Below are 21,209 nucleotides of genomic sequence, written 5' to 3' on the forward strand. Positions count from 1 at the left end.
ATTAATAATAACAGAAAACGATAAAAGATAAAAATGGAGGGGAAAGATTATGTGGAAAGAAATACCGGAAAAAGTATCACAGGAAAAAATTACATTTGATGTTAGAGAAATAGAACCAATGTTAGCAGGACCGTCATTGAAATTAGAACCATATGAACCAGAAATGGCAAAATTAAAAGATGGAAATTATTTATATATCAGACCATTGAAAAAAGAAGAAGTACCTCAATTATTACCATTTATAAAGAAATTATTAGATGTAGATCATGACTTTTATGATATTGTTGGTGTAAGAGTATATGGCGAATTATTAGGATGGTATAGAGATAGATTAAAGGATCCATATTTCATGATTGGTACAATTAATGGGAAATTAGCAGGTTTTGCAAATGCAAGAGTTATGAATAATGGAATTCATATTAGTTTACACTCAATGGCATATGTAAGAGGATTAAAAGTAGGAGCTATTATGTATTATGCAAAAGCTAAATATGCATTTGAAAAACTGGGAGCAAAAGAATGGTGGTCAACATTTGAAAGTTATAATGGTTGGAAGAGATGGGGTTTAGGTATGGCACAACCATCATATCCATGGCCAGATGTACAGCATGAATTAGGTGGAGCAAAAGTATATTACATTACAAGAGAATATTGGGATTTATCAGTAAAACAATATTTACTCGATTATATAAAGACAGATCTTGTACCTGCAACACCAGAAGTTGCAGAAGCAAACAAAGAATTAATAATCCCCGAAAGTCCTCTCGTTTAAATAGGGCTGGCAGGCCGAAAAGGCCTGCTCTTTTTTTAAAAAAGATAACATAAATAAAAAAAGGAGCTTCCTTATGGAAAGCTCCTTTTTGATTGCTAATTAATTAAAGTATTCTCTTACAGCAAAAGATGCTGCAATAGCACCATCAGCTGCTGCTGTGATAATCTGTCTTAATTCCTTTTGAATAACATCTCCTGCAGCAAATACACCTTTCACATTTGTTTCTCTGTGTTCATCTACAGGGATATATCCATAATCATCAAGTTCTATTTTTCCTTTAAATAATTCTGTTACAGGAGTAAGTCCTACAAAAACGAATACTCCGTCTACATCGAAGTTTGTAATTTCACCAGTTTCTCTGTTTTCAAGTACAAGCTGAGTTACTTTCTTATCACCTTTGATTTCCTTTACTACAGAATTCCAGATGAATTTAATATTTTCTGTATTAAATGCTTTGTCCTGATATCTTTTATCAGCTCTTAACTTATCTCTTCTATGAATAATATAAACTTCTTTTGCTATTTTTGAAAGATAAAGAGCTTCTTCAACAGCTGTATTGCCACCGCCAATAACAGCAACTTTCTGGTTTTTGAAGAAATGTCCATCGCAGGTAGCACAGTATGAAACACCTCTACCAGCAAATTCCATTTCACCAGGAACACCTAATTTTCTTGGGGTTGCACCTGTTGCGATAACAACTGTTTTTGCTTTTACAATACTTCCATTATCAAGTGATATTATCTTTTCATCTTTACTGAAATCAACATTAATAACTTCACCATCGTAAAATTCTACGCCAAATTCTCTTGCGTGTTCTCCAAGTTTTGTTGCTAATTCTTCTCCTGTAATAGATTTAAATCCAGGATAGTTTTCAACATATTCTGTTAAGTTAATCTGACCGCCTTCTAAATCTTTTTCTATAATTAATGGCTGGATTCCGCCCTGAACAGCATAAATCCCTGCTGCAACACCTGCTGGACCACCGCCAATAATTACCATATCATAATATTCTTTTAAATCATGTTTTTTTGATGATCCAAGATCAAAGAACATGGCTTATCCCTCCACAGCTTTTAATACTTCTTCAACGAAGTTTGGTTCAGGATATGCACCAATAAATTCACCTTTAACTACCCATTCACCATTTTCAAATGCTTCAATAACTGTGTGTGGTACAGAACTTACATTGTGTTTCATTGAAATTTCGTAAAATTCGTTAGCTTCTACCATTTCACCGTTTATATTTTCATTAATCATTGCAGCCATCTGTGCTGATAAAACAGCTCTTGGACAGTATGGACATGTTGGAGTTACAAATACTCTTAATCTTATTTTTTTGTTTATACCCTTTAATTTTTCAATTGTGTCTTCTGAGAAATCTACTTCTTCGCCATTTTTGGACATGAGAATTAAATCCTGTAATAATGTGCTGAATTCATGTCCTGAAGGAATTCCGTAAAATCTTACACCTAAATCTGAACCATTTGATGCAAGAATAACTGTTGCTGGAGCTAATGTTTTATCAATTTCATATTCTTCTGCAAGTGGAGAGTCAATATTTTCAACTTCTAAATCAACATTATCTACACCTTCTGATAATTCTGTGTATAATTGTTTTGTTACTTCACAGTATTCGCAATCATCTTTTTCGAATAAAATTATTTTTACTCTACCTTTCATTTCCCCTAATAAATCCTTTACCTGTTCTAATGTTTTGTCATCTAATAATCTTTCCATTTTACTACACCTCCGAAGTTTTATATATTTTCTTTTGCTTTATTAATAAAGTTTTTTAAAACTATTATCTGTTCTTCCATTTCAGAAATAAATCTTTTCATTCTTTCTTTTCCTTTTTCTGTCACCTTATAAATTTTTCTTGGTGGACTTGATGTTGTATCCCAATCAAACTCTATTTCGCCACGTTTTTCAAGATCTGAAAGAGCCCTGTATACTCTTCCTTTTTGCCCAATTCCTTCAGGAATTGTTATACCCATTTCGCATAGCCTATTGGATAGTTCATAGCCATAACTGGGCTTTTCGGCTATTAATATCAATAATAAATCGCATATTAACTTTCCGCTCTTTTGAAATATTTTACACTTATTTGCCGAATTCATTTATTACCCTCCAAATAGTACTAAAAAAGTCAATTTTTCCATCCATGATTATATTATATACATTATGTATATATTTGTCAAGTAAAAAATATAAAGGTTCTATTGTTATTTTTTTAAAATTTGAAGTCAAAAAATTAAAGCACCCATGAAAAGGTGCTTTAATCAGAAAATTTATTATATATATTATTGATTTCATCTGAGTATTGTTTAAATATCTCAAGGATTTTTGGATTAAAATCTTTTGGCGAAGTTCTATTATCACCCTCAATGATTATTTTCATCACTTTTTCGTGTGGAATAGCCGGTTTATATGGACGTTTAGAACGTAAAGCATCGTATACATCTACAATAGATACAATCTGAGCTTCAATAGGTATTTCATCGCCTTTTAAATTATATGGATATCCTCCACCATTATATTTTTCATGGTGATATAATGCAATTTTTAATGCAGTTTCAAAGTATGGGTCATCACCCAATAACCGTTCTGCATAAATGGTATGTTTTTTCATAATTTCATATTCTTCATCTGTTAATTTACCGGGTTTATTTAAAATTTCAAGTGGAATAAAGATTTTTCCAATATCATGTAATGTCGAAAATTCCTTTATTTCAATTATTTTGTCTTCTGGAAGATTTAATTTTTGAGCTATAAAATACGAAAGCTCTCCAACTCTATATATATGTTGTCCTGTAATATCATCATGTGCTTCTGCAATTAAAGCGAGTTTATTGGCAAAATTAAGATAGGCACTTTTAACTCTATCTATGGTATATTTTGAATTAATTACAGTTTTAGCAATATTCATTAAAGCCTGTATAATTGTTTTATCGTATTCAGTAAATGATTTAGGATTACTGGCGTCTATATCCAGTGCAAGATTAAGTATTTTTCCTTTTTCTAATTCTGAGGTTATAATCATTATTTCCTTTATATTTTTTACAGCATTTATAAATTTATTAAATGTTTTTTCATCCATTCCTTTTTTGTCAATTTTAATTAATTCATCTGATTTAAATATTTTTATTTCATCATTTGTTTGAACCATCCAATCTTTTTTAAGATTAAGTTGTTTTAATTTTTCTATATCATGACCTATTGCTGCAATGAAATTCCATTTATCATTTTCAGCAAGTGAAATACTTCCGTAATCACATGCATCAACAAGTTCATTGGCAAATTTTAAAAGATTTGTATAATAATTTTCAATATCCTGTGTTTCAAAATTGGAAATCAGTTCAATCATCTTAAATAATTTTTTGTTTGTGGAATCAAGTATTTTATTTTTTTTCTCAAGTTCAAGTTTTTGCTCTACTTTATCTGTAACATCTATATATAAAACAAGAATTTTATCTTCACCATTTTGTTGCCTTATAGGTGTTTTGAAAACTCTGAAATAACGTATTTTTCCGTCTTTTTTCATTTTAACTTCTAAAACAGTTTTTTCAATATGATTTAATATAATCTGTATATCTTTTATAACAGCATTTTCTTTGGTTTTTTCATCAATAGTATTGCCGATAATATCGTTTAAATTTTTTCCAATAATTTCATCTTTTTCCATATTAAAAAATTCAGCAAAAGCTTTATTAGAAAAAATAATAGTTTGATCTACAGTTTTTATATAAATAGGATTTGGTGAAAGATTAACAATTTTTTCAATTAAATCTGTAGAATTTTTTAATTCTGAAAGTGTTTTTTCGAGATCATTTAAAGCATCTGTTAATTCTGAATTTTTTTTCTGTAATTTTCTTTTAAGTTGATTGGAATTTATATATAGCACAATAATTATAAAAATAAGTATAGTTTCTAAAATAGCAATTGCAGGAACAAGCCAGTCAGGTATTTTTTCAAGAGTTTTTGTATTAAAATATTTATCAAAAATACTATAATAGTATGAATCGGGATCTGATTTTAATTTTTTTAATAATTGATCAAACCTCTGAAAAAATTCATCCAGACTTTTATCTTTTTTATACATCATATAAATACTTATAGGCGTAAAAATAATGGAAGTTTTTTTAATGTTATGCTTGTTCTCAAGATATAAACCAAGAAATTTTGGCATTACACCAGCATCTATTTCATGTTTTTCGAGGGCATCAAGTATTTCCATATAATCATTCATTTCAACAAAATCTACTTTTATATTAAAAGATTTAAGAATTTCTTTTATGCCTCCAGGTCCATCGTAAAATATATCTGTTTTCATTACGCCAATTTTTTTATTTTTTAAATCAACTATATTATCGACATTTTCTTTTCCTGAAACATATATTACTCCCCAGTCGAAAAATAAAGCTTCGCTGTTAAAATTAAAGAATTTTTTTCTTTCAGGGGTTATTGCCAGGTCAGCAACAATATCAATTTCATTATTTTTAAGTTTTTCAATAAGGTTTGCCTGTGTATCAAAAACAAATTTATAGTCAACATTTAAATCTTCAAACATATTCCGTGCTAATTCAACAAAAAAGCCTCTTTTTTCATCAAATACAATAGGTATATCTTTGTATATACCTATTTTAAGTGTTTTTGAAAAAGAAAGGGATATAGAAACGATTATAAGTACAAAAATCAAGAGCCTTTTCATATTTTCGCCCCGCTATAATATAATTTTATTTTTTCCGCTGTTCTTAGCTTCATAAGCTTTTTTGTCTGCTATTTTTATTAAATTTGAGATATCAGTTTCATATGTATCTTCAATACCAACGCTGAAACTTAAACCAGTTTCAATTAATTTTCTTTTTATTCTTTCCAGAATCTTTTTAGCCTGTTTTTTATTTAAATTTTCAAAAATTATTACAAATTCATCTCCACCATATCTATAAACTTTGTCAATATCTCTAACGGAGCTTTTTAAGGTAAATGCAAACTCTTTTAATTTTTCATCTCCAATTACATGGCCGTATGTATCATTTATTTTCTTAAAATCATCAAGGTCAATAAAAGCCAGAGAAATAGGAATATTAGAAATATTATAGAATTTAATATCTTTATTTAACTTTGAAGAATTATATAAAGATGTCAGGTAATCTGTTTCACTTAATTTTTTAATATATTTAAATTGTTTACTGTGTATCAATATTATAGAAACTATTTTTGAAAGAACAGATAGTATTTTCATATCTTCTTCAGTAGGTCTTAAACCATTTTTAGGCTGGTCACATGAGATATATCCAATGATTTCATTTTCTTTATCTCTTATTGTTATAAGCAATAAATCATTTGGATGCCATTGGTTTTTCTTTTGTGTATATGTATTTAAAGTTATATTTGATTCAAACTGAAAATAATAATTCTGTTCGTCAAAATCCCCTTTTTCTGCAGGGATAAAATATACTTCTCCATATCTATATTCATTAGCAAAAAGTTTTAAAATATCTGAAGCCTTAACTTTTGTTTCCTTTAATTTATTGAATTCAATTTCTGATAATCCAGCATATGTAATTCTATTAATCTTATCGTTTTCATAGTCTATTTCTGAGATTAAGACATATTTATATCCAAACTGTTTATTTAAAATGTTGGCAACATCTTTTGAAATCTTTTCTTTTGAAACATTCATAGAATATGAATATAAAATGTTTGAAAATTGAAGCATTATATCATTGAAACGTTTAAGCCTTTCATTTTTGATTTTTTCTTCTTCTCTTTCAGTTAGATGTTTCATTATAAAATAATATAAAATAATAAAAATCAAATTTTGAAAGATAAAATAAATTTTTAAGACATGGTTCTGGCATAAAAGGTAGAAATACATACTTGGCAACAAAGTTAAGAAAAATACATATTCTGTAAGCAGCATATTGAAATCAAAACGATCTAAATCTGTATGTAATGTGTTAATTAGCTTTGAAAAGGTTACAAACAAAAATAGTTTTAAATAAATATTGTCAGTAATTAAATCGGCAAGTACATATCCTCCATAATTCATGAAAAAATAGCCCAGAAATTTACTAACTCTTTTATTTAATCCAAGTCTTTCAAGCCTGAATAAAGTGGTTATTGCAGCAACTAAAATATATTGTCTTCCATAAAGAGAAGCAACTAAAAATCCTGTCATATTTGTAACAAGTCTAATATTGTTTTTCCATTTTACATCAATATTATCGGATATAAATGTAATCAACAATACAGCCAATAATTTTTTTATTTCAAATGAAAAATTAATAGGAAAAAAATAGATTAATACAATTGAAAAGAACAAAGAAATGAAATTCTGTTTATTGAAAAACTTTCCGTTAAATAAGAAATTTTCCATAAAATCACCCCTAAAAATTTTCATCTAAAACTTCATCTATTTCATCAAAACCATATAATCTTGCTCTGATCTTTAGATCTTCTATATCCATTAATTTAATAACATAATTAGCTAACATAAATTCAAATGGTAGCCATATTACATGTCCTGTAAGAGCGTGAATATGTTTTGCACCTTTCTTAAATTCTTTCCATAAAATCTTTCTGCTTCTTACAGAAAGTGTTTTATCAAATATTGCTTCAATAAAAGTAACCTTTTTTGGATTAATTAAATGAGCATAAGAAAGAGGATCTATTCTAAATAATGGATGTATTTTTTTGCTATTTAATATTTCTTCAAGTTTCATATTTTTTACTATCTGGAATTGATCCTCGTATATGTTATAAATCTTTTCTATATTATGCATATCAAAATCTGTTTTAAAACCTTTATCTATCATTCTTCGAACAAATTTTGTTGCAGGAGAATTATATAAAATTTCCGGTAAGTATCCTCCTGTTGTCATTAACAATAATTTATCTAATTGTGGGTTTAAAGCTTCTACAATAGTTCCTATCATTCCTCCTAAACAATATCCAATCAGGATATTGTGTTTTTTCCACAATTTTTTTTGTTTTAAAAAATCAATTGTACTTAATGTATCAACAACCCCATGTTCCCAAAATCTATACATTACACTTATTTCAGGCCAGAGATAATTTCTTCCACTAACAGATTTTTCATCAACACGGGTATAATTACCGGGTAAGATTAAAATAGAGGTATTTATTCCAACAGATGCAAGACGTTTTGCAAGCCATATCATATACTTTACATTTGCACTACCAAGACCGTGTAAAATTAATGCAGAAGCAAGAGTTTCTTCTTTGGGTTCAAAATTATATAATTCTACAGTTTCAGTACCTCTGGCAGGATTTCTGTATAATGTTTTAAATCGAATATAATTACATCTATAATGTTTTCCTTTAAAAATATATCCAGAAATATAATCAAAATCTTTCTTTTCATATGTAAAATCAACCTTCATTTTTAATCAAACCCCTCATGAATTTTATTGTTTCATTTAGAATTTTAATTGTTTGTATATCATTATTTTCAAATTCAAATCCATGATCACCATATTTGTGGACAAAAAACTTAACCTTTACACCTTTTTCTTTTAATTTTTTATACAATTTTACAGAAGACGAAAAAGGAACAACTTTATCTTCTTTTCCGTGAACCAATAATACAGGATTCATATTTTCATTTATCCAGAATATAGGAGAATAATATAAATATTTTCCTGTTTTTTCTTTTACCGGTAATCCTTTTAAAGTTGCAGTAACTGCAACCTTTGCAAAAACCGATTTTACATTTTTATCAAAAAGATCCATTAAATCGGACGGTGCATAGTATGCAATCACGCCTTTAATACCAGAAATTTTATCTTTCTTTTTTAAAAATGTGTTATAAGAATAGTATAATAACGAAAGATGGCCTCCGGCGGATAGTCCCATTAAAATAATATTATTTTTATCAAAATACAGTTTTTGGGCGTTTTTTTTGATAAAATTTAAAGCGTCTGTATAATCTGATAATATTTCATCCATTGTATGTGAAATTCCAAATCTATAGTCAATAGATACTACAGCAAAACCTTTTGAAGCAATAAATTTACACCATGAAACATTATTGGGTTGATTTCTGAACCCGGAAACCCATCCACCACCATGCGCAAAAAATATAACAGGTAATTTTTCCTTATTGTGATTTTTGGGATAATAAATATCCATCTTTAATTGTAATTTTCCTTCAGTTTTATATGTATATGTATAAGGACCTCTAAAATCATAAGCGTCAATGGGCAATTTTTTTCTTAGAAGGTTTATAATATATAATGATGCCCATAAAAAGAATGTAAATACAATTACAATTCCACCCCAGGTTAACGTTCCAATAATTACAAAAAAAGCCAGAATTTTTTTTAAAATATTTTTATTTATAGTACCACCTCGCAACCTCTTTATAATATTATACACCAAATTTTAAAAAAGGAGAAATATTAAATGGGTTTTGGAGAAATAAAGCATATTATAGAAGAAAAAGACTACAAAGAACATAGCGATAGAATTAGAAAAGACGTATTGAAAATGAGAAAATATCTATTGTCTCCAAGAACATTAAATCAGAGAAAATTAATATCTCTATTTAGATTTTTAAGTAAAAATGCAGAAAGAAAAATACTGACAAAACACATTAATGATTTGCAATTTTTATTAATTCATATTGTAGAAAAACCAAAAGAAAATAGATTTAACGATTTGAAAAAATATTATGGATTAAAAGATGAAGATATAGAAATGATAAAATTTATAATGTTTCCCGATAAATTTCCTCCAGGTGGTTATGAAGAAAAATTGAAAAAATATGGTATAGAATTATACACACCAAAAGTTATTTTTAAAAAACTTCCATTTAAGGATTATATAGATCTTTACGCGTTAATGACTTATATTCCTCTTGACGAAAAAAATATTTTTATTCAGAATTTGTTAGATGAAATATTAAAATTAAATCCACTTGAAGATAAAAATGCAACCTTAAAAAGATTTTTGGAAATTTATAAAAGTCTTAGTGATTTTGAACAACATTTACTTAATCTACAGTTAAGGAGTTTTTCATATTATCATTATAGACTATTCAATGTTTCGGGAATAAAAGGGATGGTTATTGATGGAAGCAATGTTGTAAGATATGAAAATAAAAATTCCTTACAGTTTTTGCTGGGAATAATAGAAAATCTGTATACAGAAAAATATGTATTTTATCCTGTTCATATTGTTTTTGATAAAAATATCGAATACATTTTAGAAGAAGAAGAAAGGAAAATATTAAAAAATTTTCTGTTGAAAAAAAGAGTATATTTACATTCTCCGGCAGATGAAAAAATAATAGAAATAGCAAAAAAATATGGATATTTTGTATTATCAAATGATAAATTTAAAGAATATGATTTTGATAAAGAAAAGATATTGGAAATCAAAAGGTTTATATAAATATAATAAATATAGAATACCAAAGAAAGGGGCATTACTATGAAAAAAGTACAGGAAAGATTTTTGGAATATGTAAAATTTTATACCACGTCTGATGAAAATTCTGAAACATGTCCTTCAACACCAGAACAGCTTGTTTTTGCAAATTATTTAAAAAAAGAATTAGAAGAAATAGGGTTGAGTGAAGTTGAAGTAGATGAAAATGGATATGTATATGCAACTTTACCGGCAAATTCAGAAGAAGATATTCCTGTAATAGGTTTTATTGCTCATATGGATACAGCACCTGCATTAACAGGCAAAGGTGTAAAACCGAAGATTATAAAATATGAGGGCGGAGATATTGTATTAAATGAAGAAAAGAATATTGTATTAAGTCCTGAGGAATTTCCAAAATTAAATAATTATATTGGACAGGAAATAATAGTTACAGATGGAAATACATTGTTGGGTGCAGACGACAAAGCCGGTATTGCTGAAATTATCACAGCTATGGAATACTTAATTCAGCATCCAGAAATAAAACATGGAAAGATAAGAATAGGATTTACTCCTGATGAAGAAATAGGTAGAGGAGCCGATAGATTTAATGTGGAAAAATTTGGCGCAAAATTTGCATATACAATAGATGGGGGAGAAATTGGAGAGCTTGAAGCAGAAAATTTTAATGCTGCCACAGCACATTTTAAAATAAATGGAAAAAGTATACATCCAGGAACAGCTAAAAATAAAATGATAAATGCAGCTGAAATAGCAGCAGAATTAATAATGATGTTTCCTCAGGCACAAACTCCACAGAATACAGAAAAATACGAAGGATTTTTTCATGTAGTAGGCATTAAAGGTGATTGTGATTCAGCAGAAGTTGTAATGATAGTTAGAGATCATGATAAAAAATTATTTGAAAATAAAAAATGGTTATGTGAAAAAAATGCGGAGCTTTTAAACAAAAAGTATGGTGGAAATACAGTTGAATTAAACCTAAAAGATTCTTATTACAACATGAAAGAAATAATAGATAAAAATCCAGAAATAATTGAAATAGCTAAAAAAGCCATGGAAAATGTAGGTGTAACACCAATTATAAAAGCTATAAGAGGCGGAACAGATGGTGCAAGACTATCTTATATGGGATTGCCATGTCCAAATATCTTTACAGGTGGTCACAATTTCCATGGCAGATACGAATACATTCCAATTCCTTCAATGGAAAAGGCTGTGGAAGTTATTATAGAAATTTCTAAATTGGTTGCAAGAAACTAAAAGATAAAATCTTCCTGTTAAATCTAATCAGTTAGGATTAGCAGTAAAGTAATCCAAAATCCTGTGCTTTTTAAACTTTAAGTTGTTAATCTTATAAAAAATGATGGTTGAATTAATTAACATAAAGGGTTATAATTAAATTTGAAAATATTTACAAGGAGGATTTGAAATGGATTTGTCTAATTTTGTCGCATTCTTTGCAAACAGTGGTTTTGCCTATTTTACCTGGCAGCATCTATTGATGATTGCTATTGGATCCGTGTTAATTTACATTGCTATTGTTAAACATGCCGAACCGTTATTATTAATACCTATTGGATTTGGAATTATTCTTGCGAATATTCCACCGGAAGTTACCGGTATTTTAAATCCACCTATGGATGGCCAGGTTGGAGGATTATTATGGTATATACAAAGGGGAATGTTTTTAGGAATATATCCACCATTGATATTTTTAGGAATAGGTGCATTAACAGATTTCTCATACCTTATTGCAGATCCGAGATTAATCTTTTTAGGTGCTGCAGCTCAGGTTGGAATATTTGGAACATTTATAGTTGCAAATATGATGGGATTCGATATTCATAGCGCTGCATCTATAGCTATAATTGGTGGTGCAGATGGACCTACTTCAATCTATCTTGCTTCAAGATTTTCACCTGATTTATTGGCAATAATCGCAATTGCTGCATATTCGTATATAGCTTTAATACCGATATTGCAGCCACCTGTCTCGAAATTATTGACAACCAAAGAAGAAAGATTAATAAGAATGAAAAAAATGAGACATGTTACACAAAAAGAAAAGATTATATTCCCAATTGCTACAACAATAGTTGTTGCGTTACTTGTACCTAAGGCTATATCACTTGTGGGAATGTTAATGCTTGGTAATTTGTTAAAAGAATCTGGAGTTACAAAAAGGCTTGCTGAAGCTGCTTCAAGATATATACTTGATTCAGTTACCATATTATTAATGCTTTCTGTTGGAAGTACAGCAAGGGCAGATGTATTTTTAAAGCCAACAAGTTTAAAAATATTCTTACTTGGTGCTGTTGCATTTATTATTGCAATGATGTCAGGGATATTCTTTGCAAAACTCATGAATTTATTTACAAAAGATAAAATAAATCCTTTAATAGGTGCTGCTGGAGTTTCAGCTGTTCCTGATTCAGCAAGGGTTGCACAAACTGTTGCTCAGTCAGAAGATCCAGGAAACTTTATTCTTATGCATGCAATGGGTCCAAATGTTGCAGGTGTAATTGGTTCAGCTGTAGCAGCAGGTGTATTTTTATCAATACTCTAATCCTTTTATAAAGAGGTGAAAATCCTAAATGGCAAAAAAAAGCTATGAGATTACCATTAACTATTCTTACTGTAAAAACTGTGGTATATGTTATCATGTTTGTCCAACAAAAGCCCTTGGCTCAGCAGAAATGGGAAAACCTATAATAGTTGATGAAAGCAAATGTATAGGTTGTTTAATGTGTGAAAGATTATGTCCTGATATTGCTATTGATATATCAGAGAAAAAGGTGGTTGAGGCCAATGGGTAAAATAGTATTCATGCAGGGAAATGAAGCATGTGCATTAGCAGCAGTAAAAGCAGGTTGTAGATTTTTTGCAGGATATCCTATTACACCTTCTTCAGAAGTAGCAGAGGTTATGGCAAGAGAATTACCAAAAGTTGGAGGAAAATTCATACAAATGGAAGATGAAATTGCCAGTGCTGCAGCCATTATTGGTGCATCATTAGCAGGCGTAAAGTCAATGACAGCTACAAGTGGTCCAGGCTTTAGTTTAATGCAGGAAGCTCTTGGATACGCAACGATGACTGAAACGCCATGTGTAATAGTGGATGTTATGAGGGGAGGACCAAGTACAGGTTTGCCAACAAAGCCATCACAGGGAGATATAATGCAGATAAGATGGGGAAGGCATGGCGATCAGCAGATAATAGCTCTTTATCCTTCAACAGTAGAAGAGGTTTATAAATATACAATTACGGCATTTAATTATGCTGAAAAATATAGAACACCAGTTGTGCTTGTAATGGATGAAACATTAGGACATATGAGAGAGAGTTTTTACTTAAGTGATGAATACGAAAATCCTGAAATAGTGGCAAGAATGAGTGAAGAAGAAATAGAAGAAGAAGATTTATTCCATCCTTTTGGATTCCAGGAAGAAAATTATCCTGTAAATCCGTTAATAGAAATGGGAAAGGCAAGATTTCATGTTTCAGGTTTAGTTCATGATGAAACAGGATTCCCGGTGGGGTCTTCTTCAGTAGCAGATAAAGTAATTAAACATCTTGATTCCAAAATCAGATTATATACAGAAGAAATTGCTATTTATGATGAATATATGACAGAAGACGCTGAAATTATAGTTGTAGCTTATGGTTCAGTTGCTAGAAGTGCAATGAAGGCTGTAAAAATGGCACGTGAAGATAGAATACCTGTAGGGTTATTTAAACCCATTACAATCTGGCCATTCTCTGTATCAAAAATGAAAAATCTTTTGAAGAAATCACAGGCTATAATTGTGGCTGAAATGAATTTAGGGCAACTTGCACTTGAAATATCAAGGGTAAATAAATTTGGAAAACATATAGCACTTGTAAATAGAGTAGATGGTGATTTAATTTCACCAAAAGAAATATTGGATTCAATAACACAGGTATGGAGACATATAATAGAATTTTAATAAATCCCCCTTTTCAAAAGGGGGATTTGTTTTTTGGTATATGTATATTAACAATTAAAAATTGTATTTGAAAAAAAAGAAATTTTATGGTAAAATAAAATGTGATAATGATAATAAAGGGGGCTGAGCTATTCATGGAAGTTTTAAAAGTTGGTCATAATTCATCTCCAAACAAAGTTGCTGGAGCTATCGCAGGAGTTCTCAGCAAAACAGACGAAGTTGAAATCCAGGCTATAGGAGCGGGGGCTGTTAATCAGGCAGTAAAAGCTATTGCTATTGCCAGAAGATTCGTTGAAACAAGAGGAAAAAAGATTTTTGTAGTACCAGGATTTGTTGAAGTTACTGTTGGTGACGAAAAGAGAACAGGTATAAAATTCAGAGTTTTTGCAGAAATAACAGAAGAAGAAACAGACGAAGCTACAGAAGAATAATACGAGGAGAATTGTAAGTGATAGATGATAAAATCATCAATGAAATAGTGACCGCGTGTATAAATGACGCGCGGCTTTTTTCTATAGTTGAAGAAATTTCTAAATTAAATATAAATGAAAGATTAAAAATACGAAGAAAGGCTTCCATGGTATTGAAAAAAGAAAAAACTGTTGATAAGGAAGCTCTAACCTTTTATTTTGTAATTACAGAAAATGGTGTAGCAGAGGAAATATTGAGGAGGATAAATAATGAACGAAAAGAAAATGCCTAAATATGTTGGAGGTCAGGCAGTTATTGAAGGCGTAATGATGAAGGGAATACATACTGTAGTTGCTGTAAAAAGGCCAGATGGAAAGGTTCAGATAAAAAAATTAAATGAATTTTCTTTCGGTTTTCTTGAAAAGATACCCTTTATACGGGGTTTTTTTGTATTATTAAAAGCGATGATAATAGGAATGGGAGCTTTAACTTATTCGGCTAATGTATCAGATGAAGAGGAAATAACAAAAAAAGATATGATTATATCAATATTATTAGCTATACTTTTTTCTGTTGGGGGATTTGGATTGGCACCGATGTATTTGACAAAATTATTCAATATAAACAATGAATTCTGGTTTTCATTTGCTGAAGGTGTAATAAGGGCAATATTTGTTATACTTTATATATGGGTAATTTCATTATTTAAGGATGTTAAAAGAGTTTTTGAATATCATGGTGCAGAACATAAAGCAGTTTATACTTACGAAAACAAAGAACAATTAATTGTTGAGAACGCAAAAAAATATACAACATTACATCCCAGATGTGGAACGAGTTTTCTTATAATAACTGTTTTTGCCTCGATAATAGTTTTTTCCATTACAGGAGCTATGGGTTATACAACATTGTTAGAAAAAACAATAACAAGAATAGTTTTATTGCCGTTGGTAGCTGGAGTTGCATATGAATTTCAAAGATTTACAGCAAAAATAATAGATACATCTCTTGGTAAGATTTTAGCTTCTCCAGGATTAATGCTTCAAAAAATAACCACATCAGAACCTGATGAAGAACAATTAAAGGTAGCATTAATATCCCTTGAATATGCTTTAAAGGAAGACTTTGATGGAGAAGAAGTTGTTGAAATTTAAATAAAATATCAATTGACATTTAACATAACTTATAATATAATATAAATACCCTGACTCAGATAATGGCATAGACCTTATCTTGGTCAGAGGAATATATAAACGGAGGGAAAGAAGATGTCAAGAGGATTAGATCCAGAAGTAAAAAAGAACGTTATTGAAGAATTCAAAATTAACGACAAAGACACAGGTTCAGTAGAAGTTCAGGTTGCTTTATTAACAGCAAGAATCAGACACTTAACAGAACACTTAAAAACACATCCAAAGGATTTCCACTCAAGAAGAGGTCTTATGAAAATGGTTGGTAAAAGAAGAAAAATGTTAAAATACCTCAAGAAAGAAAGACCAGAAGTTTATAAAGAATTAATTTCAAAATTAGGAATCAGAGGATAATATCAAACTCCCGCTCAATAGCGGGAGTTTTTTAAATGATATTCCATAATTTTTCAGCAACATCTTTTGCTTCGTTATAAATTTTTTCAACTTCAAAATTTACTTTCCTATTTTCCATTAAAAATTCACCGTCAATAATTGTATCAACAACATCGAGATTATCCCAGATACCAAAAAACACATGCCCAAAAATGTTATTTTCATTTAAAGGTGTAAATGGTGCATATTCAAAAGAAATCATATCGGCTTTGTATCCTTTTTCTATTCTACCAACCTTTATATTCAACATTTTTCCAAACAGGTTATATACATTATCAATATTATTCTTTAAATCATCAAAATTGAAGAATGTTGGATCTTCATATCTATATTTCTGGGTGAAATAAAGGTTTAAATATTCTCTTGTTATATTAAATCCTAAGCCGTCATTGCCTATTATTGTTTTTATATTTTTATCTTTGAGTAATTTATAATTTGGCATTCCTATGGCATTATTCATATTTGAAGTAGGATTAAGTGCAACATATACATTGTAATTTGAAATTATATCAGCTTCATTTTCATCAATATGGACACAATGGGATAATATGGAATTATCAGTTAACAAATTGAATTCTTCTAATCTTTCAACAACACGTTTTCCATATTTTTTTATTGAATCTTCCTCATCCTCTAAACTTTCAGCTACATGAATGTGTATGGGAGCACCATTTAAATTTTCTGATACCTTTTTTAATGTTTCGTTGGATAAAGAGAGTGAAGCGTGTAAACCAAACATTCCGGCAAATTTTTCAGAATTATTCTTTAAAAATTCTGTATTTTCTTCAATACATTCGTCAATATTAAATCTATCACTGGTTTCAAAACAAAAAACACCTCTTACACCAATTTCTTCTGTAACGCTTTCCTTTAATTTGTTCAATGTTCCTTTTATTGCTTGCCCGCTTGCATGATGGTCTATAATTCCTGTAATTCCATTTTTTATAAATTCTATACCGCTCACAAGACCACTATAATATGTAGTTTCAAGATCAATTTTTGAATCCATTCGCCACCATAACTGTTTTAAGATATCAGAAAAACTTTTTGGATTAAATTCAACAGCCATTCCCCTTGCAAAAGTGGAATAAATATGTGTATGTCCGTTGACAAATCCTGGCATAACGAGTTTTCCTTTAAAATCAATAATTTCTTCATTTCCTTTTTTTTTGAAATTATCCATTGAACCTGTTTCAATTATTTCTTTATCAAATCTAATATATTGATTTTCTCTATATGTTTCATAATCAAAGATATTACAATTAACAATAACCTTTACCATCTTATCTCTTCCCTTCTCAGGAATCTTCCCTTTTTCCTTGAACCGATAAATTTTCCATTGTTAATTATTATTTTACCATTTGATATTGTTGTTATAACTTTGCCTTTAACAGGGAGACCTTTATAAACTGTGTAATCTGCTGCAGAATGATGTTTTTCTATTATCCAGTCAACTTCTGGATCGAAGATTACAATATCTGCATCAGCGCCCGGTAAAAGGTTACCTTTACGTGGATATAATCCATAATACTTAGCAACATTAGAGGTGAATTTATCAATAACTTTTTCTCCAAAAAGTGTAAACATTAATGAGAATGAAAATTCCAGTCCACCTATTCCCATAGGCATAATATTTGTATATCGTTTATTTTTATCCTTTGAATTAAATGGGCAATGATCCGTTCCTATTGTTTGCAAATAATCAAAATTTTCGACGAGCAAATCCTTTTCCTTTTCGCTTCTCAAAGGTGGTGTCATTGAGAATAAATATCCGTGTTTTTTTCCATATAAACTGTCATCAAAATAAAAATAATGCGGACAGCTTTCAAGAACCATATTTTTTCCTATGATATCAGAAAATTTTTTCTTTAAGACATCAAGGGAATATCCACTTGATAAATGGACTATATACAGTTGTCCTTCATAATATTCTGCCATTTCAGCTAATTTTACAACTTCTGTAGTTTCAGAAAGAGTAGATCTAACGCTAGAATGCTCCTTCATTTTTATTTTTTCCTTCTTTTCTATTAGCTCATCATTTTCAGCATGTACTGTAACGACAATTCCTTCTTCAGAAGATAATGAAAGCAATTCTGATATATATTTATCCTTTGTCATTCGCTGTCCATACGTGGTAAATAATTTAATACTTGCTACACCTAATTCTTTGCATTTTTTAATTAATTTATGAGGTTCTACAGTTGGATTTGCTATAGTGGCATGAAATGCAAAGTCGGTATGACTTTTTTGGGCTAAATTCATACGAGTTTCAAAAGCTTTTTTCAGTTCTTCCATTGTAGTTATTGGATCGAGAAAATCGATATATGAAGTAATTCCGCCATATGCTGCAGAAATTGAGCCTGTTTTAAAATTATCGACAGAAGTATATTTTCCAACGGTTAGTTCAAAATGAACATGTGGATCTATAAAACCGGGAAGTATAAACTTCCCGGAAGCATTGATTTCTTTCTTTGATTCTAAATATGATGTAGTAATATCAAATATCTTTCCATTTTTAACATAAAGGTTTCCTTCTATAAACTCACCATTTATGTATATTTCGCCATTTAATATCCCAAGATCAAACATGGCAATCACATCCCGATTATTATCTTCCACCCATTAATAATGTCATTACAGCCTTTGCTGTATGCAATCTATTTTCTGCTTCATCAAATATTATTGAATGTGGTCCGTCAATAACAGAATCTACAACTTCTTTTCCTCTATCTGCAGGTAATGCATGCATATAAACTGAATCCGGTCTTGTTAATTTCATTTTTTCTTCATCGCAGATCCAATCTTTATGTTTTGCGGTTTCAGCTTTAATTTCTTCTGGATCATCTGACACAAAGAATCCTCCCCAGTTCTTTGGTATAACAACATGTGCATCAACAAATGCATCTTCCATTTTATGTGAAATATTCAATTTTCCACCATATTTTTCTGCATTTTCCTGTGCCTGTTTTACAATATCAGGCATTAAATCGAATTTTTCTGGATAAGCAAGAGTTACGTCCATACCCAATCTGGTGAACAGTAATATTTGTGATTGAGGAACTGATAAAGGTTTTAAATGACTTTCAGCATATGCCCAGCTGATACCAACCTTTAAGCCTCTTAAATTCTTTCCAAATCTTTCCTGCATTGTCATTACATCGGCCAATACCTGGAACGGATGATAAACATCATCCTGTAAATTCATAACAGGTACCTGTGAAACAGAAGCCATTCCTCTTAAATATTTATTACCTTTTCCGAATTCACATGCTCTAACTGCAATTCCGTGTCCCATTCTTGCTAAAACTCTTGCAGTATCTTCAGGTGTTTCTCCATGAGATAATTGCATTGTACTTGGGTTTAAGAAATTAGCATGACCTCCTAATTGTGCAATACCAGCTTCCATAGAGTTTCTTGTTCTTGTAGATTGATCAAAGAATATTAAGAATAAAGTTTTATATAATAAATATGGTGTTGGTATGTTGGATGCCATTTTGATTTTTAAATCCCTTGCAAGATCTAACATCATTTCTATTTCTTCATTTGTAAAATCCTGTGTTGTAATGAAATGTCTACTTTTTTCTGTCTTAAAAAATGCTGACATAAATATCTCCCCCTTAGTTTTAATTTTTTAATTTGAAAACGTTCTCTTTTTTACTGAAAAAAATTTACTTTTTAAGTTTCTCTACCAATGTTTTTGGGAAATTAGCGTAAAATGCTGCAGCTTTAACAAGATGTTCAATCTTTACCTTTTCGTTTGGAGCATGAGCATATTTTTCATCACCAGGTCCAAATCCAACTGTAGGTATTCCATAAACACCAGCTGTTGCAATTCCATTAGTACTAAATGTCCATTTATCAATAAATGGTTCATCATTAAATGTTTTTTCAAACGTTTCTTTTGCAGCTTGAACTACAGTAGAGTCCTCTTCAACAACCCATGTTGGAAAATATTTTTCAACTGGATATTCTACTCCTGTATAAGCAGGTTTTGAATAGGTTAATTCTACAATTTCAGCATCTATACCGGTCTTTTTAAATATTTCTCTTATCTCTTCAAATGCGCTTTCCTTTGTTTCTCCAGCTGTTAATCTTCTATCAATGTGAATAACACATTCATCAGGTACAGCGTTATGTGAAGGTGATTTAAAGAATATTTGAGAAACAACTATTGTGCCTTTACCTAAAAACGGATCATAATGCAAGTTTTCATTTAATTTTTCTATTTCATTTATAATCTTTGCCATTTTATATATAGCATTATCGCCTCTTTCTGGAGCGCTTGCATGTGCTGAAAGCCCCACTGTTTTTACTCTAAATTCTATTCTTCCTCTATGGCCTCTATAGACATTTAAACTTGTAGGTTCTGTAATAACTACAAAATCAGGTTTTAACTTGTCTTCTTCTACAATATATCTCCAACATAATCCGTCACAGTCTTCTTCCATAACTGTACCAGTTACATATACTGTAAAATCATCAAGTAAATTTAAATCCTTAAGTATTTTCATACCATATACCATAGAACACATACCGGCTTTTTGATCAGAAGCACCACGACCATAAACCCATTCTTCATCCCAATCACCACTAAATGGATCCTTATCCCACAAATCAGGATTTCCTACTTCAACTGTATCAATGTGTGCGTCCATAGCTATAACAGTTTTTCCACTGCCAATCCTTCCGAGAATATTTCCCAGACCATCGATTTTTACTTCGTCAAATCCAACCTTTTCCATCTCTTCTTTAATTACCTGAATTACTTCTTTTTCATCACCAGAATAACTTCTGGCTTTTATGAGTTTGCTCATAAATTTAACTATGTCTTCTCGGTATTTTTCTGCCAATTCTAAAGTTGTCAATCCTATCCCTCCCATATGAAAATTCTTTATATAACATTATATAACTTTAATATTAAAATTTAAAATCCATAAAAACTAAATTAACATTACTTTAGCAATTGGAATTTTTAAATATTTTTAATTATCTCAATTATTCAAAGATTTTTGAGGGAGTATAATTTATAATTGTAATTATGATATAATTAATCT

The 21,209-nt window shown here is 29.9% G+C and carries 21 protein-coding genes; 10 read left to right on the top strand and 11 right to left on the bottom strand.

What is annotated here, in order from left to right:
• Positions 1 to 49: 49 nt before the first annotated feature.
• Positions 50 to 772 carry an N-acetyltransferase gene (locus XO11_RS08255; RefSeq protein ID WP_014297145.1) on the top strand — a complete coding sequence of 241 codons (723 nt, stop codon included), beginning with the start codon at positions 50 to 52 and terminating at the stop codon, positions 770 to 772.
• A gap of 99 nt (positions 773 to 871) precedes the next feature.
• Here the strand turns inward: XO11_RS08255 and trxB are convergent, their stop codons facing one another.
• From trxB to XO11_RS08290, 7 genes are all read right to left on the bottom strand, one after another.
• A complete protein-coding gene (gene trxB / locus XO11_RS08260; protein ID WP_014297146.1) occupies positions 872 to 1,825 on the bottom strand; it encodes a thioredoxin-disulfide reductase in 954 nt (317 codons plus the stop codon).
• Between the two features lie 3 nt (positions 1,826 to 1,828).
• A complete protein-coding gene (locus tag XO11_RS08265; RefSeq protein ID WP_014297147.1) occupies positions 1,829 to 2,509 on the bottom strand; it encodes a thioredoxin family protein in 681 nt (226 codons plus the stop codon).
• A 20-nt stretch (positions 2,510 to 2,529) separates the two neighbouring features.
• Positions 2,530 to 2,889, bottom strand: a complete 360-nt coding sequence (locus XO11_RS08270) for a PadR family transcriptional regulator (RefSeq protein WP_014297148.1) — start codon at positions 2,887 to 2,889, stop codon at positions 2,530 to 2,532.
• Between the two features lie 158 nt (positions 2,890 to 3,047).
• Positions 3,048 to 5,480 (bottom strand): HD domain-containing phosphohydrolase, encoded by a 2,433-nt coding sequence (locus XO11_RS08275; protein ID WP_014297149.1) that lies wholly within the window; start codon positions 5,478 to 5,480, stop codon positions 3,048 to 3,050.
• Between the two features lie 12 nt (positions 5,481 to 5,492).
• Entirely contained in the window at positions 5,493 to 7,151 is a 1,659-nt protein-coding gene (locus XO11_RS08280) for a GGDEF domain-containing protein (protein WP_014297150.1), read from the bottom strand.
• Between the two features lie 10 nt (positions 7,152 to 7,161).
• Positions 7,162 to 8,178, bottom strand: a complete 1,017-nt coding sequence (locus tag XO11_RS08285; RefSeq protein WP_014297151.1) for an alpha/beta hydrolase — start codon at positions 8,176 to 8,178, stop codon at positions 7,162 to 7,164.
• Complete coding sequence (locus XO11_RS08290) at positions 8,168 to 9,151, bottom strand: alpha/beta hydrolase (RefSeq protein ID WP_198029610.1); 984 nt, start codon at positions 9,149 to 9,151, stop codon at positions 8,168 to 8,170. Before XO11_RS08290 ends, XO11_RS08285 begins: the two co-directional genes overlap by 11 nt.
• 48 nt (positions 9,152 to 9,199) lie before the next feature.
• Here XO11_RS08290 and XO11_RS08295 point away from each other — a divergent pair, with 48 nt between their 5' ends.
• From XO11_RS08295 to rpsO, 9 genes are all read left to right on the top strand, one after another.
• Positions 9,200 to 10,189, top strand: coding sequence for a hypothetical protein (locus XO11_RS08295; protein WP_014297153.1), 990 nt, complete (start codon positions 9,200 to 9,202; stop codon positions 10,187 to 10,189).
• 39 nt (positions 10,190 to 10,228) lie between these two features.
• The gene (gene pepT / locus XO11_RS08300) at positions 10,229 to 11,452 is read left to right on the top strand and encodes a peptidase T (RefSeq protein ID WP_014297154.1); all 1,224 of its coding nucleotides are present in this window, start codon (positions 10,229 to 10,231) and stop codon (positions 11,450 to 11,452) included.
• A gap of 169 nt (positions 11,453 to 11,621) precedes the next feature.
• Positions 11,622 to 12,758: a sodium ion-translocating decarboxylase subunit beta gene (locus XO11_RS08305; protein ID WP_014297155.1), complete on the top strand. Its 1,137-nt coding sequence runs from the start codon at positions 11,622 to 11,624 to the stop codon at positions 12,756 to 12,758.
• A 28-nt stretch (positions 12,759 to 12,786) separates the two neighbouring features.
• A complete protein-coding gene (locus XO11_RS08310) occupies positions 12,787 to 13,008 on the top strand; it encodes a ferredoxin family protein (RefSeq protein WP_014297156.1) in 222 nt (73 codons plus the stop codon).
• On the top strand, positions 13,001 to 14,161 hold the full coding sequence (locus XO11_RS08315; RefSeq protein ID WP_014297157.1) for a 2-oxoacid:acceptor oxidoreductase subunit alpha: 1,161 nt from the start codon (positions 13,001 to 13,003) through the stop codon (positions 14,159 to 14,161). Before XO11_RS08310 ends, XO11_RS08315 begins: the two co-directional genes overlap by 8 nt.
• A 134-nt stretch (positions 14,162 to 14,295) precedes the next feature.
• On the top strand, positions 14,296 to 14,592 hold the full coding sequence (locus tag XO11_RS08320) for a stage V sporulation protein S (protein ID WP_014297158.1): 297 nt from the start codon (positions 14,296 to 14,298) through the stop codon (positions 14,590 to 14,592).
• A gap of 17 nt (positions 14,593 to 14,609) precedes the next feature.
• Positions 14,610 to 14,864, top strand: a complete 255-nt coding sequence (locus tag XO11_RS08325; protein WP_014297159.1) for a hypothetical protein — start codon at positions 14,610 to 14,612, stop codon at positions 14,862 to 14,864.
• On the top strand, positions 14,842 to 15,726 hold the full coding sequence (locus XO11_RS08330) for a DUF1385 domain-containing protein (protein WP_014297160.1): 885 nt from the start codon (positions 14,842 to 14,844) through the stop codon (positions 15,724 to 15,726). Before XO11_RS08325 ends, XO11_RS08330 begins: the two co-directional genes overlap by 23 nt.
• Before the next feature lie 114 nt (positions 15,727 to 15,840).
• A complete protein-coding gene (rpsO, locus tag XO11_RS08335) occupies positions 15,841 to 16,116 on the top strand; it encodes a 30S ribosomal protein S15 (protein WP_014297161.1) in 276 nt (91 codons plus the stop codon).
• Positions 16,117 to 16,147: 31 nt separating this feature from the next.
• Here rpsO and XO11_RS08340 read toward each other — a convergent pair whose 3' ends face one another.
• The 4 genes from XO11_RS08340 to XO11_RS08355 form a co-directional block, all read right to left on the bottom strand.
• Complete coding sequence (locus tag XO11_RS08340; protein WP_175418481.1) at positions 16,148 to 17,437, bottom strand: amidohydrolase family protein; 1,290 nt, start codon at positions 17,435 to 17,437, stop codon at positions 16,148 to 16,150.
• Positions 17,431 to 18,744: a dihydroorotase family protein gene (locus XO11_RS08345; protein ID WP_175418482.1), complete on the bottom strand. Its 1,314-nt coding sequence runs from the start codon at positions 18,742 to 18,744 to the stop codon at positions 17,431 to 17,433. The genes XO11_RS08340 and XO11_RS08345 overlap by 7 nt, the downstream gene beginning before the upstream one ends.
• 19 nt (positions 18,745 to 18,763) lie before the next feature.
• A complete protein-coding gene (locus XO11_RS08350) occupies positions 18,764 to 19,759 on the bottom strand; it encodes an ornithine carbamoyltransferase (protein WP_014297164.1) in 996 nt (331 codons plus the stop codon).
• A gap of 64 nt (positions 19,760 to 19,823) precedes the next feature.
• The gene (locus XO11_RS08355; protein WP_014297165.1) at positions 19,824 to 21,020 is read right to left on the bottom strand and encodes a YgeY family selenium metabolism-linked hydrolase; all 1,197 of its coding nucleotides are present in this window, start codon (positions 21,018 to 21,020) and stop codon (positions 19,824 to 19,826) included.
• Positions 21,021 to 21,209: the final 189 nt, after the last annotated feature.

The sequence above is a fragment of the Marinitoga sp. 1138 genome, assembly GCF_013363265.1.
GTDB lineage: Bacteria > Thermotogota > Thermotogae > Petrotogales > Petrotogaceae > Marinitoga > Marinitoga piezophila.

What these genes read in the sequence shown, in the direction of transcription:
- XO11_RS08255 (WP_014297145.1), top strand. Translation starts at nt 50, where the DNA reads ATGTGGAAAGAAATACCGGAAAAAGTATCACAGGAAAAAATTACATTT.
- trxB (WP_014297146.1), bottom strand. Translation starts at nt 1,825, where the DNA reads ATGTTCTTTGATCTTGGATCATCAAAAAAACATGATTTAAAAGAATAT.
- XO11_RS08265 (WP_014297147.1), bottom strand. Translation starts at nt 2,509, where the DNA reads ATGGAAAGATTATTAGATGACAAAACATTAGAACAGGTAAAGGATTTA.
- XO11_RS08270 (WP_014297148.1), bottom strand. Translation starts at nt 2,889, where the DNA reads ATGAATTCGGCAAATAAGTGTAAAATATTTCAAAAGAGCGGAAAGTTA.
- XO11_RS08275 (WP_014297149.1), bottom strand. Translation starts at nt 5,480, where the DNA reads ATGAAAAGGCTCTTGATTTTTGTACTTATAATCGTTTCTATATCCCTT.
- XO11_RS08280 (WP_014297150.1), bottom strand. Translation starts at nt 7,151, where the DNA reads ATGGAAAATTTCTTATTTAACGGAAAGTTTTTCAATAAACAGAATTTC.
- XO11_RS08285 (WP_014297151.1), bottom strand. Translation starts at nt 8,178, where the DNA reads ATGAAGGTTGATTTTACATATGAAAAGAAAGATTTTGATTATATTTCT.
- XO11_RS08295 (WP_014297153.1), top strand. Translation starts at nt 9,200, where the DNA reads ATGGGTTTTGGAGAAATAAAGCATATTATAGAAGAAAAAGACTACAAA.
- pepT (WP_014297154.1), top strand. Translation starts at nt 10,229, where the DNA reads ATGAAAAAAGTACAGGAAAGATTTTTGGAATATGTAAAATTTTATACC.
- XO11_RS08305 (WP_014297155.1), top strand. Translation starts at nt 11,622, where the DNA reads ATGGATTTGTCTAATTTTGTCGCATTCTTTGCAAACAGTGGTTTTGCC.
- XO11_RS08310 (WP_014297156.1), top strand. Translation starts at nt 12,787, where the DNA reads ATGGCAAAAAAAAGCTATGAGATTACCATTAACTATTCTTACTGTAAA.
- XO11_RS08315 (WP_014297157.1), top strand. Translation starts at nt 13,001, where the DNA reads ATGGGTAAAATAGTATTCATGCAGGGAAATGAAGCATGTGCATTAGCA.
- XO11_RS08320 (WP_014297158.1), top strand. Translation starts at nt 14,296, where the DNA reads ATGGAAGTTTTAAAAGTTGGTCATAATTCATCTCCAAACAAAGTTGCT.
- XO11_RS08330 (WP_014297160.1), top strand. Translation starts at nt 14,842, where the DNA reads ATGAACGAAAAGAAAATGCCTAAATATGTTGGAGGTCAGGCAGTTATT.
- rpsO (WP_014297161.1), top strand. Translation starts at nt 15,841, where the DNA reads ATGTCAAGAGGATTAGATCCAGAAGTAAAAAAGAACGTTATTGAAGAA.
- XO11_RS08340 (WP_175418481.1), bottom strand. Translation starts at nt 17,437, where the DNA reads ATGGTAAAGGTTATTGTTAATTGTAATATCTTTGATTATGAAACATAT.
- XO11_RS08345 (WP_175418482.1), bottom strand. Translation starts at nt 18,744, where the DNA reads ATGTTTGATCTTGGGATATTAAATGGCGAAATATACATAAATGGTGAG.
- XO11_RS08350 (WP_014297164.1), bottom strand. Translation starts at nt 19,759, where the DNA reads ATGTCAGCATTTTTTAAGACAGAAAAAAGTAGACATTTCATTACAACA.